The sequence below is a fragment of the Bacillus sp. ME78 genome (genome assembly GCF_903970865.1).
Lineage (GTDB): Bacteria > Bacillota > Bacilli > Bacillales > Bacillaceae_G > Bacillus_A > Bacillus_A cereus.
The window spans coordinates 75,059-90,095 of the sequence record NZ_CAJCKK010000006.1 but is presented as its reverse complement, the minus strand read 5'-3'; the positions used below and the strand labels follow the sequence as shown (position 1 = coordinate 90,095).

Here is a 15,037-nt window from a genome sequence, read left to right as displayed (position 1 = left end):
TTCATCCGAAAGGGAGAGAAAAGAATGTTGCGGAAACGTTCATAGTTTAACTGTAAATATTAAATCAAACTAAATAAAAAAGAGAAGAACAGCATTCTGTTCTTCCTTTTACATTGAAAATCGTTCAATTGTTTGTTTCAAATCAGTTGCTTGCTTCTCTAAGTCCTTTAATAATTGATCGATTACTATCATATTTTTAGACTGTTGTAGCGTTACACGCGCCACTTCTTGCGAACCAGCTGACGTTTCTTCAGCAATTGCTGCTACAGCTTTTGTTTGTGCTCCTGTTTGATGAATGTGGCTCACTTGTTCATTCATATAACTACTAATTTGCTGAGTTGCATCGGCTACTTCCATAACACTTGATGACATTTCTTTTAAAATTAATTCCGTAGCTTCCCCACGTTTCGCCTCTTCTTTAGCTATTTTCACTTGTTCTGTCATTTTCATTGCAACTTGTTGTACTTCATCTTGCATATTCCGTAATAACTGAGATATGTTTCTTGCAGAATGATCACTTTCATCAGCAAGTTTACGTACTTCTTCCGCAACAACCGCAAAACCTCTTCCATGCTCTCCTGCGCGAGCTGCCTCAATAGAAGCATTTAGTGCTAATAAATTCGTTTGGCTAGCAATCGCACTCACAACAGACACAATATGTTCTACTTGTTTCATTCGTTCTTCTAACTTCTGTACATTTTGCATGGAATCTTCATTTTCTTTTGCCAATGTTTGAATACCTTGAATTAAAGACGTAAAGACACGAGTACTATACCCTAAAGCTTGAACCATTTCTGAAGACAACGTATCAGACTGCTTCGCTTTTTCTTCTACTTCACTTGCAATAGACGTCGTTGTATCAACAGCAGAAACAATTGCTTGAATTGATGCTGCTGATTGCTCAGCGCCTGAAGAAATCTCTGCAAGAGTCTCAGATACACCTTGCGCTTGTCTCGTTGCTTCGCCTGTTTGTTTTCTAATCTGCTGTACTTGATTGTTTGTATAAGAAAATGTTGTATCAATATTTTTTACCATGCCCCTTAAGTTTCCTAACATCATATTAAATGCAACACTTAAAGATTTAATTTCATCATCTGTCTTCGGTAATGGAACATCTTCACGAATATCACCCTCAGCTGCTTTTCTTGCCGCTTCCTCTAACTTGCGAAGCGGTTTAATTAAAAATACGGCTGCTCCATATGCTAAAATTCCAGACCATACTACCCCTAATAACATAACGATAATATTATATACTGTTTGACTTACATAACTTTGAAAATAATCGTATATCACGTAAATAAAAAATATACTTGTTGAATATGTAATGAGAGCTAAAACTGTAGTGAATAGCATAAGTTGTGTACGTAATCCAAAAGAAAATGTTTTCCTTTCTTTTTCCATCTTCCCTTTCCCCCTTTTTATAAGCAATATAAATACTACCTATATATTATTATCCATATTTTCATTATAGAAGGATATAGGGATTTTAAAAATTATTATTTCTTTGAATATCAAATTGCACGAAAAAAATAAAGGATTCTGACAATTTATGACTAATAACAGAAATAAGGGGCAACATTTGTAAAATATATTTTTAACTGGGGGTTTTGTATGATTCAAGTTCGAAATCTAGTAAAATCATTCGGTTCACTTGATGTGTTAAAAGGAATTGATTTAGAAGTAAAAGAAAAAGAAGTTGTTGTTTTAATTGGTGCCAGTGGTTCTGGTAAAAGTACATTACTTCGCTGTCTTAACTTTTTAGAAATGTACGATGAAGGCGAAATTCACTTACAAGGTGAGCGAATTGATCCAAAGCATTCAAATTTAAATAAAGTCCGTGAAAATGTCGGTATGGTTTTTCAGCACTTTAACCTCTTTCCTCATATGACCTCACTAGAAAACATCATAGAAGCACCTATTCACGTAAAAAAATTAGAGAAAGCAAATGCAAAGGATATTGGAAATCAACTTCTCCAAAAAGTCGGCCTTCAAGATAAAGCGGATGTAACTCCTCATCTTCTTTCAGGTGGTCAAAAACAGCGCATTGCCATTGCACGAGCTCTTGCAATGAGCCCTAAGATTATGCTATTTGATGAGCCTACCTCAGCTTTAGACCCTGAACTTGTTGGAGAAGTATTGCAAGTTATGAAAGAACTTGCTGAAGAAGGGATGACAATGGTTATTGTTACTCATGAAATGAATTTCGCAAAAGATGTAGCTGATCGCGTCATCTTTATGGACGATGGAAAGATTGTAGAAGATGCTCCGCCAGCACAATTCTTTTCAGCTCCATCACATGAACGAGCAAAACAATTTTTACGCAACGTTTTATAATGTAACTTCTGTTTCAAACGAAAAGGAATATATTCATACGGTGCACAACTAATCATCCAAATAAAATATTTCAATAACATACTAAAAAACCATCCGTATGATCAATATATAGGAGGGGTTTTATGAAAAGAAAACTATTAACCATTGTTGCGAGCATTACACTATGTACATCCTTCATACTAGGAGCTTGTAGCAAAGAAAGCTCTACTACTTCATCAAATGGTGAAAAAGAATTTCGCTATGCGATGAGTGGATTATACAAACCTTTTAACTATAAAGAAAATGACGGCAAACTTGTCGGCTTTGATGTAGAAATCGGTGAAGCTCTTGCTAAAAAGATGAACATGAAGGCTACGCCCGTTACAAACCCATGGGAAACGCTGATTCAAGGTCTTCAAGCGAAGAAATATGATGTAATACTGGGTAGTATGGCAATTACAGATGAGCGCTTAAAAGCTGTTGGTTTCTCAAATCCGTACTATCGCTCTGGCGCCCAAATTTTTGTGGCTAAAAAGAATACCGCTATCTCTTCTCCAGAAGATTTAAAAGGTAAGAAAATTGGTGTTGTAAAAGCTAGTACCTTTAAAAATCTTGTTGCAAAATATACAGATCAAATCACAGAATATGACAGCGATATTACTGCTCTTATGGACTTAGAGCCTGGGCGTGTTGATGCAGTAATTACGGATCAAATGGTTGGTCTACGTATGATAAAAGAAGGAAAATCGAATATAAAAGAAGCCGGAAAACCATTAAATCTTGATGAAATGGGAATTGCTATCCGCAAAGATGATAAAGAAATGGTTGAGCAAGTAAATAAAGCGTTAGATGAAATCATTAAAGATGGTACGTATGAAAAGATCAGTAAAAAATGGTTCGGGCGTAATATTCTTGGTGAAGAGGAAAAAACGAAGTAAGTAAGTTAGCCATTCAAAAGATTCATAAACAGTGCCCCACTGATTAAGTGTTCATTTTATGTGGGGCATTTCATTCTCTACTAAAATCTATACAATATGAGGTGAAACGCATGTTTGAAATTTTTATCTCTTCCTATCCCACACTCTTAAAAGCTACTATTGTCACATTACAATTAACATTAACTTCCCTAGTACTCGGTTCATTAATTGGATTATTATTCGCTTTCTTTCGAATCTCTAACAATAAAGTTTTAAATAGTATCGCTCATGTCTACATTGCTATTATTCGTGGTACACCTTTAATTGTTCAAATTGCCATTCTCTATTTTGGAATTACATCCGTTGTTGTTTTCACCCCTTTTTGGGCAGGAGCAATCGCTTTAGCAATTCATAACGGTGCATATATTACGGAAATTTTCCGTGGATCTATTCAATCCGTTGACCGGGGACAATTAGAAGCAGCTCGCTCTTTAGGCATGCCTTATCCTTTAGCTATGCGACGAATTATATTACCACAAGCATTTCGTCTGTCTCTTCCTCCTCTAGGAAACCAATTTATTATCGGATTAAAAGATTCTTCACTTGTTGCTTATGTAGGAATGTCCGAATTATGGGGATCAGGTTTATCAATTGCAGCAGGTAACTTCCAACAATTAGATACTTACATAATCGTTGGTGCATACTATCTCGTACTTGTTCTTCTATTTACTTATTTTGTTAATCTTTTAGAAAAACGATTACAACGAAAAGAAACTAACTCCGTCCAAGTAAGCAGAAAAAACAAGAAAGAAGTTTCTTTATAGCAAAAAAGCAAGCTCACTAAGAGCTTGCTTTTTTGCTATAAAATACATCTATTTTTACTGATTTACTTTTTTAATACTCTCTTTTTCTTCTATATGTTCCTCACGATATGAAATATTATGAGGATCTAGTCCATTTCCTAAAGAACCATAGAAATGCTCTCTATGCGGATCAACTAATTCACTTCCGTGATAATACACACGTGGTGTATTCCAAAGTGCTGCCAATGCTTTTGTCATCGGCATTTCGTGATAGCGTTCCGGCCACATTTCTTTAATCTTCTCTTTTACTAACGGATAGTATTTTGAACTCATAGCAGGAAACAGATGATGTTCTGTATGATATGAGAAGTTGAAATGTAAAACGTCTACCCAGCGCGGCACTGTTACTGATAAACAGTTTGCTAATGGATCATTTACTGGAACAATTGGATTTAAGCGGTGATTTGTTGCGATATATGCCATTACAATAAAGTTAGCAATTAACAACGGAATGACATATGCAAATAACCATTTTCCTGGTCCCATAATAAACAATAAACTAATCCAAACTGTCCAAGGTAAAAGAAGTTGAAGCCATACAGATTTTTGATTGGATGACTTAAATTCTTTTATAAAATGAAAGAACATTCGAGTCGAATGCAATGTAAATTGAATTGTTAGTGACAGAAAACTAAAGAATGAACGTACATGAAGGGGCATACGATATACCCAACTCAAAAACTTACTCTTCTTAAGTTTCTCAAGTGTCGGCCATGCATCTGGATCATTCTCTTCATGCTGTGTATGAACATGATGCGTTGCATTATGCCACTTTCTCCAAAGCTTTGGCCCTGTTGATAATGGCATAAATGCAATCGCGCCTAAGAAGTCACGAAGCCATGCCTTTCTTACAACAGTTCCATGTAAAATTTCATGCCCTAAAAATCCAAGTGAAGCAAAACATAATCCAAGAACAATTGCAATTCCTAGATTCGCCCACACATTCAATTCAAATACACCAATCGCTATTAACCCCGCCAATGCCACAAGCAAATAAGCCAGTCCACCAAATAAACGAGTAGGCACTGGTTTAAATGCTTTTTTCGGCAAATGTGGTGATACACGTGCTGCATACCACCCAAACGTATGAAGCTCCTTCATCCTTTTGCTCCTTTCTTATGCCGCGCCTTGCGCAACTTACATATATTAATTCTTGCTTCCAGATTGATTTTACTAGGTGATCCAAAAAGCATCTATTATAAGGAAAATATACTCACTCTATCGTCACTTATTTTTCGCTTTTATTATCAATGAAAAACATTTCTCTTTTTACTCTCTATCAACCTTTCCACATGATGAATCATAACAATAGAATTTCTATATTGTCAACACCTTTTATGACCTAGTAATAAAAGGTGGTTATATTTTTATAATCATACTTTATTTCACTAAAGAAAATGTATAGATTCCATAAGGATTTACCCAATATATATAGACATTTTCTTAAACACCATAGACTCTATCTCATTCAATAACTCCCTATGTAATCAACAAAACTGAATCACTTGAATTTAGTTTTATATAAATCCTACTACTTCATAATGCCCCACCTAATTAATTATATTAAAATAATTTATAACCTCTTTTAATAAAAATAGACTACTTCTAAAACAACACACATGAATTTCATATAATATGGAAATATTAAAAGGAAAATTGTTCTAAAATCAGGAGGTTTCCGCAATGACAAGTGATACATTTCCACAACTGCCGCTATCTTATTGGATTGAATCTACTCAGTTTCCTACTTTCCCTCGTTTATCCGAAAATATAAAGACGAAAGTTGCTATTATCGGTGCTGGTATTACAGGTATTACTACTGCCTATTTACTTGCAAAAGAAGGCGTCGATGTTGTTTTAATTGATTCCGGCCGTATTTTAAACGGAACGACTGGGCATACAACAGCGAAAGTAACAGCACAACATGATCTTATTTATGATGAATTAATAAATCATTTCGGTGTAGAAAAGGCCCGGCTTTACTATGAATCAAATAATAAGGCTCTACAATTCATAAATAAAACTGTTCAAACATATAAAATCGACTGTAATTTCTCAAATGAAGATTCATATTTATATACAACTACTGATAACGGATTAAGAAATTTATCGAAAGAATATGAAGCTTATCAAAAATTAAATATACCTTGTGACTATGTTCAATCTCTATCGATTCCTATTCCAGTACAATCTGCGCTTGTAATGAAAAATCAAGCACACTTCCATCCCCTTCTTTATTTAAAAACACTTTTAGAAAAGTTTGTGGAGATGGGCGGAAAGGTCTATGAACAAACAACAGCTATGGATGTGGAAAAGGGCGATTATCCACAAATAATTACAAAAGAGGGCCATCATATCACTTGTGAATATGTCGTCTCTTGTTCACATTTTCCTTTTTATGATGCGAATAGCTTTTTCTTTACGCGAATGTACGCAGAACGCTCCTACGCTCTTGCAATAAAAGCAAAAACGGAGTATCCAGGTGGCATGTATTTAAGTATTGATGATCCAAAGCGCTCCTTACGCTATATAACAAATAATGGAGAAAAATTAATTTTGATTGGCGGAGAGAGTCATAAAACAGGTCAGGGAATAAATACAATGCTTCATTATGAAGCACTCTATTCTTTTGCTGAAGCCACTTTTGGAATAGATGAAGTTCCTTATAGATGGTCAGCACAAGATTTAATTACTCTAGATAAGCTTCCTTATATCGGACATATTAACGAAAGAAATCCAAATATATTTGTTGCAACTGGATATCGCAAATGGGGAATGACAACTGGAACTGCTGCCGCTCACCTACTGAAGGACTCCATCCTAAAAGTTCACAGTCCCTATAAAGAACTGTATGCACCATCACGCTTCCATGGAAATCCAGATATAAAAACGTTCCTCTCCCAAAACATTGATGTTGCGAAACATTTAATTGCAGGAAAGATTGAAACCGCATTACGTAAGCCAGAAGATCTCGAAGTTGGTGAAGGATCTGTCGTACATGTTAACGGTAAAAGAGCAGGTGCTTATAAGGACAAAGAAGGAAAATTACATATCGTCGATACAACTTGTACACATCTCGGCTGTGAAGTTGAATGGAATAATGGTGATTGTACTTGGGATTGCCCTTGCCATGGTTCTCGTTTTTCAATTGAGGGAGACGTTCTTGAAGGCCCAGCAGATCAACCGTTAAAACGAGTTGATAATGAGTAAACAAATAAAGAAGTTCAACAAAATTACTGTTGAACTTCTTTATTTGTTATAAACCCTTTTCAGATAAAATTCGACACAAGGAGGAAAATATTAACATTAAATAAAATAATATATTCATCTACAAATTAAAAGGGGTGAATATTATGCAACCTTCAGCTCCACCTCATCTAGAATCTACAGAAACTATCTTTCCAAGCTCTATTACAAAACTTGTTGTTTTTATTTGTTGGCTAGCCATTTTAGCTGATGGATATGATTTAGGTATTTACGGTGCCGTTCTACCAAAGCTCCTAGAAGACAAAAGCTGGGCGCTATCACCAGCGCATGCTGGTACAATTGCAAGCTATGCTTTATTTGGGATGTTTATTGGGGCTATTCTAGTTGGAACGATTACAGATCTAATTGGGCGTAAATGGACGCTTATATGCTGTTTAGCACTTTTTTCTATCACAATGGGTTTAGCGGCTATCGCTCCTTCTCCTGAGTTATTTGGATTATCTCGATTTATAGGAGGAATCGGATTAGGCGGTGTTATCCCAACAGCTTCAGCACTTACTGTTGAATATTCACCAAAAAAAAGGCAATCTTTTATTTATGCTCTTATGTTTACTGGCTATCCTTTAGGTATCGTGTTAGGTGCTATTTTTTCCATGCTTATGTTAGAAGATTTCGGATGGAGAATTATGTTTGGTATCGGAATGATTCCACTACTCCTCATTCCTTTCATTATTCGCTATTTACCCGAGTCCATTCAATTTTTATTATCACGTAATCGCCAAGAAGAAGTGAACCAAATTCTTAATCGTTTTCAAATTGAATTTCATGTAAAAGATAAAACTCATCAAGACCCATCTACTATACGAAAGAAAAATGGATTTTTCACTTTATTCTCAAAAGAATACATAAAAGCAACGCTACTTTTTTGGATCACTTATATAATGGGAATGTTTTTAATATATGGTTTAAACACTTGGTTACCACAGATGATGCGCCAGGCAGGATATCCTCTTGGGTCTAGTCTGTCATTTCTACTTATGCTAAATATTACCGCAGCTATCGGCGCATTATTCGCTGGAGCAATTGCTGATCGTATAGGAGCAAAAATTGTTATTAGCATCTCTTATCTTATGGCAGCCATATGTATCGGACTATTAACAATCAAACCATCTGTTACAATCATTTATCTTTTAATTGGCCTTGCTGGTATTGGATCAGTCGGTATTACTCAAATATTAAATGCATATGTAACACAATACTTCCCATCACATATCCGAGCTACCTCCTTAGGCTGGGGACTGGGGCTTGGCCGAGTTGGTGCAATTGCTGGCCCAATTCTCGTCGGTATTATTATGACAATGCAATATGACTTAGCATGGAATTTTTACTTATTCTCCTTTGCAGGTCTTATCGCAGCTATATCTGTTTTCTTCATTCCTACAAAATAAAAAGGGCACAAACTTACTTGTGCTCTTTTTCATATGCTTCAAACAACATATCTCGAAACAATGTATTTAAACTCTCAATATCGATTCCTGATCCCTTTTCAATTCCTTTTACATATTGCTGATAGTAATGAATTTGTTCTTCTAAAAATTGATTTAGCACCTTAATTTTCAATCCAACATCTAATTCAGTACCTGCTTTTTTCTTTATTAACAACTTTTCAATTTCATCTAATACGCTACGTTCTAATGATAATTCTGTAATCAATCGGTCAAATTCTACAGGAGGTAAAGTCGTTTTCTCTTCTAGCCACTTACAAGCTAAAATGGGACGTAATACATAAAAGTACTTTTTCAGCTTTACATTCTCACCTTGCAAAAATTCACGATAATTTTTCGACGCCATATGTAAATAATGATATATCGTTGCTTTTGGATCAAAATTCTTCTCACTCATCTGTTGAAGTAGTTCTGGAAAATTAGAGTTTTTCGAATAAAAAATTGGTGATCGAATCCACTCAAGTAAAGCAGGATTCGACTTCGCGAATAGTTGCAAAGACTTTTTAATATCCCAACCACTTATATCTAAATCATCACTAATTGGATATTCAATTACATCTCGTTTGTCATGAATTGATAAATACCATTCTACCGGATGTATATAAACAAACCTAACATCATAATCGCTATCTTTCGATGGAAAACCCCAAGCACGACTCCCTGATTCTACCGCAAATAAAATTTTCATATCATTCTCTTTTTCAATTCTTTCTAACTCCGACTCGATTTTCCCTCTCATTGCATAACACCTCCATTTTTTGATTATTTCCTTGGAAATTCGACAAATACAATACTAATTTTACTACATACCAAAAAAACTGTCAGAAATTACTGACAGCCTAATGAAACGTCTATTGTTGCTTTTCGATTACAGTAGTAGCAATTCGTTCAAACTCTTTTTGAATCTCCTCTTTATATGCATCTACTATTGAAAAGTCCATAGCAGCAATATAAATTCGTTCTAATTTATCACGAACCGATTTTGCTTTCGCTAAGAAAGACATCGCCTCATTCATTTTTGCTTTATATTGAATGGAAACATCACGAATTTCCTTCGCATATTTCTCATCCGTCCCTGGCGTAACAATAAGGGCATACATATCAATAATTTCATCACCCTCGCGACTTGGAAAATATTCATGTGGTGCGGTGCTATCAAAAATTGCAAAGCCTAATTCTCTTACGATAACCATATCAAGACTATGCGGGTCAAATCCGCAATGATATACTTCAACTTCAAATCCTTTTTCTTCAGCTGCCTTAGCTAACTTTTTGAGCATCGTTGATTTTCCAGAGCCTGGGCGCCCTTTTATAAAATAACGATGTGGTAACCCTTCTGTTAAATTAGGAACAAAATCAACTGCTCCTTTCGGTGTAGCAGCTCCTAAAAAACGATGTTTTACAAGCGATTGTCTCCCGCTTTTATCTACAAATAATTTCTGGATTAGCTGATTGGTTAGTTCATTTGCTTTATTAAAATCTATATTATCAATATATATCTTCTCCCACTCATCATGTATAACCAATGCCTCTTTAAAACGTGCGTAAGCAGACTGAAAAGCTTTGCTTGCTTCTGAAACAAATCTTTCAATTTCTAACTTCTGCTTTCTTAGTTTATCTGAGTCCCAAGCAATTCCTAAATTTATATACTCTTCAACAACTCCTGGCATTTTTGGCTCAATAACATGCGGCGATGTCCCATCAACAATTCCTACTTTTAATTTTGGGATAATTACACCATCAACCGATTTATTATCAGAAGAACAATGTAAAAATTCAATATCATATCCTTTTTCAATCCATTCACGACCTATTGCCTTTATTAAAGAAGATTTTCCCGTTCCTGGGCCACCCTTTAAGATAAATAATCTGTCTAATCCTTTTAAATTCTCTTCGTATAAATTGTGAAATCCCCTAGCTGTATTACCACCAGCATAATAATTTAATACATTTCCTGTCACTGCACTCACTCCTTCGCAGCATTCTATTTACATAAGCTACAATATGCGAGCAGCTTTATTTGGGTGAATACCTATTTTGTATTGCACGAAAAAAGGAAATGAATTACAATTTAACTATCAGAAAATTCCGATTTTAAAAACTGAATACTTCTTTATCAAGAGAGGCAGAGGGACCGGCCCTTTGAAGCCCAGCAACCTCAGTTTATACAAACTGAATAGGTGCTAATTCCTGCAAAATGCATTGCATTTTGGAAGATAAAACTCAACTAGCATGTAAAGCTCATCTTTCTTGATACTGAAGGATGAGCTTTTTATTATTTGAAAAACATATATTGGAGGTATGTAAAATGAAAGTAATTGATCTATCGCAAACATTTGAAAATAATATGTCTCAATTTCCTGGAACACCTAAAATACAACTAGAAGCTGTTACAAGTGTTGAAGAATCAGGCTATCAAGTTACAGATTTTCATTCTGTCGTTCATGTTGGCACGCATTGTGATGCTCCTGCGCATTTTATTTCAGGCGCAACGACCATCGATCAATTACCGCTGGATCAATTTGTAGGTGAAGCTGTTCTTATAGATGTAACACATATTCAAGAGCGAAAATTACCTAAGGCAGTATTGCATAATACTGACATAAAAGAAGGTGATATTGTTATTTTTCATTCTAATCTATCCACCAAATGGAATACAGAGGCTTATGAGAAGGAAGCATTTTATCTTTCTGAAGAATTAGCTAAAGAACTAGTGCGATTAAAAGTAAAATCTATCGGTTTAGATTTCATTTCTCCTGATGAAGTCACAACAGAAACATCACCGATTCATCACATATTACTAGGGAATAATATTTACTTAATTGAAAACTTAACAAATCTAGATGCTATCGAAGCAAAACGTTTCTTTTTCTCAGCAGCACCTTTAAAAATTAAAAATAGTGACGGTGCTTTCGCAAGAGCATTTGCTGTTATTTTTTAAACACAGCCTATAAAAAAAGCAAAGGCCACTATTGGTCTTTGCTTCTATATTTTCTATTTAAATTAAGAAAGAATTGTTCCACACGGGGACGCACCCAAGCTAAACAATCTATCTCTTTCTTCTTTGTGCAAGCTATCTCTTCTCCATCTACCATTTCAACAAGTTCTAGTTCTAACAGTTGCCTCGTGAATGCTAACATATTCACTTCTTCGGATGGATACTCTTCTTTTAATTTCTCCTCAATTTCCCCCAATAAAAAACCGTCACGCATCATTGCCAATGCATCAATCCAAAGTGGCGGCATTTCATATTTTTCTCCTGTAATTGTATCTTTTACAATATAATTCTTTTGCTCTTTTCGAAATTGAATCGTGTGTAAACATACAGTCGAATTTAATGTTAATTCCATCATACCACCTCTTTCATAATATCTGCATAGAAAAAAGGATGCGTGTGCACCCCTTCTTATCTTTTCATAACACCACTGAACCGCTACATGAGCAATCAATCTCATGTCGATATTTTCCTCCATTATAAACGAAGTATTTTATAAAAAAAACCCTTCTTGAAACATTTTATAAAATGTTTATATTTACACAACAAGAACACTTTTCTGAAAAATCTTTTCTCCCAATACATTAAACGGTCGGCAGAAAAATTTCTACTTTCGTTCCTACTCCTAGACTACTTTGGATCGTGATACTCCCTTGATGTTCCTTAATAATTTTATATGTAATCATTAACCCAAGTCCTGTACCAGTCTCCTTTGTTGTGTAAAACGCCTTGCCGATTTTTTCTAATTTATCATTCTCTATACCAAATCCTTGGTCTTCAACAGAAATACACAAATGTCCTTGCGTTTTTTGATATGCACGGATATGAATTTCTCCGCCCTCTGGCATTGATTCTATTCCATTTTTAATGATATTTAATAACACTTGTTTTAATTGCTTATCATCACCGTTTATAGCCGGTAAATTCCCATCTACTTGTATATGACATTTAACTCTATATTGCGTTGCATAACTTTCCATTAGATGCACAACATATAGAAGGATATCTCGTATATTACACCTTTCATAATTTGTTGGCTTTGGTTTTCCTAACAACATCAATTCACTAACAAATCCATTAACCCTTTCAATTTCTTGTAGCATAATGTCGTAGCTCATCGTATCAGTTGGATTTCTTTCTTTTTGCATTTGCGTAAACCCTTTTAACGCTGTTAGCGGATTTCGAATTTCATGGGCAATTGTTGTAGACATAGTCCCAATCACAGCTAAATTTTCCGTCTCTTTCATATTGTTCATCATTTCAACCACTGTTCTTACATAAGATTGAAATCGTTTTAATAAAGAATGTGAAATAATGAAATAGAATATACATAAAACAAGTGGAATTACCACTTTTAAATCTTGTAATAGCAATGTGAAAAATACGTACTTTCCAATTACACTAAAGGACACTAAATAAAAGTATTTTCTATTCACGAAAACTGGGGCAAATAAAATTAATAACATTTCTACCATACTACCATGTTCAAAAGGTCTATCCGTTCGCAAATAAATCATTAAATTATTCACAAGATTGATAAACATGTACCCAAATAAAAATAAATATTTTACAGAATATACATACCCTCTTTTTTGAAGATATATAGAAATAGGAAATAATGCTATTACAAATATAGGCACACCTATCCCAAGACTACCTTCTGGCCAACCTACCGCTGTTCCACTAATATTCATAGCAGGATATACAAAATAATATATAGCGTCATATAAAAAGAATATAATATAAAATAATAATATAAATACCTTTAAGGCTCTTCTTTCTTCATAAATCAAGCTCTTGTATTTATTCATATAAAAACTCCCCTTGATCGATACAAAAAACTTTCATTGTTATCTCCTTAAAGTATAAGTATGAAATTGCTTTCAGGGCAATATTTAACCTTATAATAATGAAAGGAAGGAGATCTCCCCTTCCTTTTGGTAACAACTTACATCCATCTTACCCTGTCATGTAACAATCCATCCGTAAAATTATTATGCCCTATTACAAAATCCTTCATATATAAATTTAAATACTCACCGTACTTACTTTCTGTATTTAATAACAACTCCTCAACGTAATAAGCACCTTGTTCAAATTGATCTAAAAGTAAACTGGACAAGCCCGCATAAATCCCGCACCCTACTTGAAAATACGTTGCATTCGTTTTATATTTACGAAAAACTTGGCTACTATTCATCACATTATACATATATGTCTCACTATTTTCATAAACGAGTAACACACCGACCAAGTCCTCTCCAGCAACCTCTTCTTCCGCTGGATTAAACACTTTACGATTCCAGTTCCATAAATCTTCTACTTGATCTAAGTTCTGTCTAATTATATTTGTTGTATACTCATTAATTCGGTAAAGAAAACCAACTTCCATATTAAAGTTTTTCCCTAAAATTAATACTTCCTCATGTGGCATTAAACAACCATAGAATTCTTTTTCTCCTAACTTCACTTTATACTCTGAAGCATATACATCTTCATAAAAGTAAAGAGGACGATGATGACTCATATACATCGGATAACTCCAGATTGCTTCATCTAAAAATCGCTCTACTGCCCATGAAGCATAAAGTGTATGTGGCTTTATAAGTGCTGTATCATTCAAAAACGATGTGTCATGTTCTACAATATAACATGCTCTTGGCCTTTCATTTGGTCGTTCCTTCATAAGCTCAACAACCATCCATTGAACAACACCTGGATTCATACCTGCACCTATAATCGCTTTTGTATTTGTAAATTTCTCTTTCTCCTTCTCAAACCTTGTATATCTTTCCGTAAGCTGAAAGCCGATTAAGCTATCGTCCTGATCTACTGCCTCATTTTCCAAGGCTGAGTTAATATAACAAATTCCTAGTTCATTACAGCAGCTTAATACTCTAATTGTATCTGCCCCTGAAACATCAATCACAACACTCGTTCTTTTTTCTTTTAAATGTTGTTTAAATTCCACTACATTTTGAAGGTTTATTTCATATAAATATAATTGACTTTTCAAATTCGAAAACAAATCATCATAATAAGTCCTATCTTTTTGTTTTATATCCACCAAATGAAATTTGGCATTCTTTAATACTTCATAAATTGGATCTTTTTCATTTGCTATCGCTTGATTTAAAATTGCTAAAACTGCTTTTGCTGCTCCACCAGCACTACCAAGCAATGTAATTGATAACGAATTCGGAAACTGCTCCACAAACAAAACCCCTTTAATAAATT

13 protein-coding genes and 1 riboswitch are annotated in these 15,037 nt (G+C 34.6%); of the genes, 6 read left to right on the top strand and 7 right to left on the bottom strand.

Going from position 1 to position 15,037, the window contains the following annotated elements; genetic code table 11:
- Positions 1-108: 108 nt before the first annotated feature.
- Positions 109-1,401, bottom strand: coding sequence for a methyl-accepting chemotaxis protein (locus H6481_RS09990; protein WP_182811587.1), 1,293 nt, complete (start codon positions 1,399-1,401; stop codon positions 109-111).
- 210 nt (positions 1,402-1,611) lie between these two features.
- Here H6481_RS09990 and H6481_RS09985 point away from each other — a divergent pair, with 210 nt between their 5' ends.
- The 3 genes from H6481_RS09985 (at position 1,612) to H6481_RS09975 (ending at position 4,054) form a co-directional block, all read left to right on the top strand.
- A complete protein-coding gene (locus H6481_RS09985; RefSeq protein ID WP_000616920.1) occupies positions 1,612-2,334 on the top strand; it encodes an amino acid ABC transporter ATP-binding protein in 723 nt (240 codons plus the stop codon).
- A 122-nt stretch (positions 2,335-2,456) separates the two neighbouring features.
- A complete protein-coding gene (locus H6481_RS09980) occupies positions 2,457-3,251 on the top strand; it encodes an ABC transporter substrate-binding protein (protein ID WP_182811584.1) in 795 nt (264 codons plus the stop codon).
- Positions 3,252-3,298: 47 nt separating this feature from the next.
- Entirely contained in the window at positions 3,299-4,054 is a 756-nt protein-coding gene (locus H6481_RS09975) for an amino acid ABC transporter permease (protein ID WP_003269335.1), read from the top strand.
- Between the two features lie 54 nt (positions 4,055-4,108).
- Here the strand turns inward: H6481_RS09975 and H6481_RS09970 are convergent, their stop codons facing one another.
- Complete coding sequence (locus H6481_RS09970; protein WP_000661208.1) at positions 4,109-5,194, bottom strand: acyl-CoA desaturase; 1,086 nt, start codon at positions 5,192-5,194, stop codon at positions 4,109-4,111.
- A gap of 582 nt (positions 5,195-5,776) precedes the next feature.
- On the opposite strand from H6481_RS09970, the gene H6481_RS09965 reads away from it, so the two are divergent.
- Together H6481_RS09965 and H6481_RS09960 are read left to right on the top strand one after the other, a co-directional pair.
- Complete coding sequence (locus tag H6481_RS09965; RefSeq protein ID WP_182811581.1) at positions 5,777-7,303, top strand: FAD-dependent oxidoreductase; 1,527 nt, start codon at positions 5,777-5,779, stop codon at positions 7,301-7,303.
- A gap of 143 nt (positions 7,304-7,446) precedes the next feature.
- Positions 7,447-8,748, top strand: a complete 1,302-nt coding sequence (locus H6481_RS09960; RefSeq protein ID WP_182811578.1) for an aromatic acid/H+ symport family MFS transporter — start codon at positions 7,447-7,449, stop codon at positions 8,746-8,748.
- 13 nt (positions 8,749-8,761) lie between these two features.
- On the opposite strand, the gene H6481_RS09955 is transcribed toward H6481_RS09960, so the two are convergent.
- Together H6481_RS09955 and H6481_RS09950 are read right to left on the bottom strand one after the other, a co-directional pair.
- Positions 8,762-9,544 carry a nucleotidyltransferase domain-containing protein gene (locus H6481_RS09955; RefSeq protein ID WP_182811576.1) on the bottom strand — a complete coding sequence of 261 codons (783 nt, stop codon included), beginning with the start codon at positions 9,542-9,544 and terminating at the stop codon, positions 8,762-8,764.
- Positions 9,545-9,656: 112 nt separating this feature from the next.
- Entirely contained in the window at positions 9,657-10,766 is a 1,110-nt protein-coding gene (locus tag H6481_RS09950; protein ID WP_182811573.1) for a PRK06851 family protein, read from the bottom strand.
- A 149-nt stretch (positions 10,767-10,915) separates the two neighbouring features.
- Positions 10,916-11,028: riboswitch (SAM riboswitch) on the top strand.
- Positions 11,029-11,113: 85 nt separating this feature from the next.
- Between H6481_RS09950 and H6481_RS09945 the strand changes: the two genes are divergently transcribed.
- Complete coding sequence (locus tag H6481_RS09945) at positions 11,114-11,746, top strand: cyclase family protein (RefSeq protein WP_000862977.1); 633 nt, start codon at positions 11,114-11,116, stop codon at positions 11,744-11,746.
- 28 nt (positions 11,747-11,774) lie between these two features.
- Here H6481_RS09945 and H6481_RS09940 read toward each other — a convergent pair whose 3' ends face one another.
- The 3 genes from H6481_RS09940 to H6481_RS09930 form a co-directional block, all read right to left on the bottom strand.
- Positions 11,775-12,155 (bottom strand): hypothetical protein, encoded by a 381-nt coding sequence (locus H6481_RS09940; protein WP_000424116.1) that lies wholly within the window; start codon positions 12,153-12,155, stop codon positions 11,775-11,777.
- 229 nt (positions 12,156-12,384) lie between these two features.
- Positions 12,385-13,611 (bottom strand): ATP-binding protein, encoded by a 1,227-nt coding sequence (locus tag H6481_RS09935; protein ID WP_001046108.1) that lies wholly within the window; start codon positions 13,609-13,611, stop codon positions 12,385-12,387.
- 137 nt (positions 13,612-13,748) lie between these two features.
- Positions 13,749-15,014 carry an S-adenosylmethionine decarboxylase related protein gene (locus tag H6481_RS09930; protein WP_071731328.1) on the bottom strand — a complete coding sequence of 422 codons (1,266 nt, stop codon included), beginning with the start codon at positions 15,012-15,014 and terminating at the stop codon, positions 13,749-13,751.
- Between the last annotated feature and the right edge of the window lie 23 nt (positions 15,015-15,037).

Coding starts and splice junctions, on each gene's coding strand:
- H6481_RS09990 (WP_182811587.1), bottom strand. CDS start 1,401: ATGGAAAAAGAAAGGAAAACATTTTCTTTTGGATTACGTACACAACTT.
- H6481_RS09985 (WP_000616920.1), top strand. CDS start 1,612: ATGATTCAAGTTCGAAATCTAGTAAAATCATTCGGTTCACTTGATGTG.
- H6481_RS09980 (WP_182811584.1), top strand. CDS start 2,457: ATGAAAAGAAAACTATTAACCATTGTTGCGAGCATTACACTATGTACA.
- H6481_RS09970 (WP_000661208.1), bottom strand. CDS start 5,194: ATGAAGGAGCTTCATACGTTTGGGTGGTATGCAGCACGTGTATCACCA.
- H6481_RS09965 (WP_182811581.1), top strand. CDS start 5,777: ATGACAAGTGATACATTTCCACAACTGCCGCTATCTTATTGGATTGAA.
- H6481_RS09960 (WP_182811578.1), top strand. CDS start 7,447: ATGCAACCTTCAGCTCCACCTCATCTAGAATCTACAGAAACTATCTTT.
- H6481_RS09955 (WP_182811576.1), bottom strand. CDS start 9,544: ATGAGAGGGAAAATCGAGTCGGAGTTAGAAAGAATTGAAAAAGAGAAT.
- H6481_RS09945 (WP_000862977.1), top strand. CDS start 11,114: ATGAAAGTAATTGATCTATCGCAAACATTTGAAAATAATATGTCTCAA.
- H6481_RS09940 (WP_000424116.1), bottom strand. CDS start 12,155: ATGGAATTAACATTAAATTCGACTGTATGTTTACACACGATTCAATTT.
- H6481_RS09935 (WP_001046108.1), bottom strand. CDS start 13,611: ATGAATAAATACAAGAGCTTGATTTATGAAGAAAGAAGAGCCTTAAAG.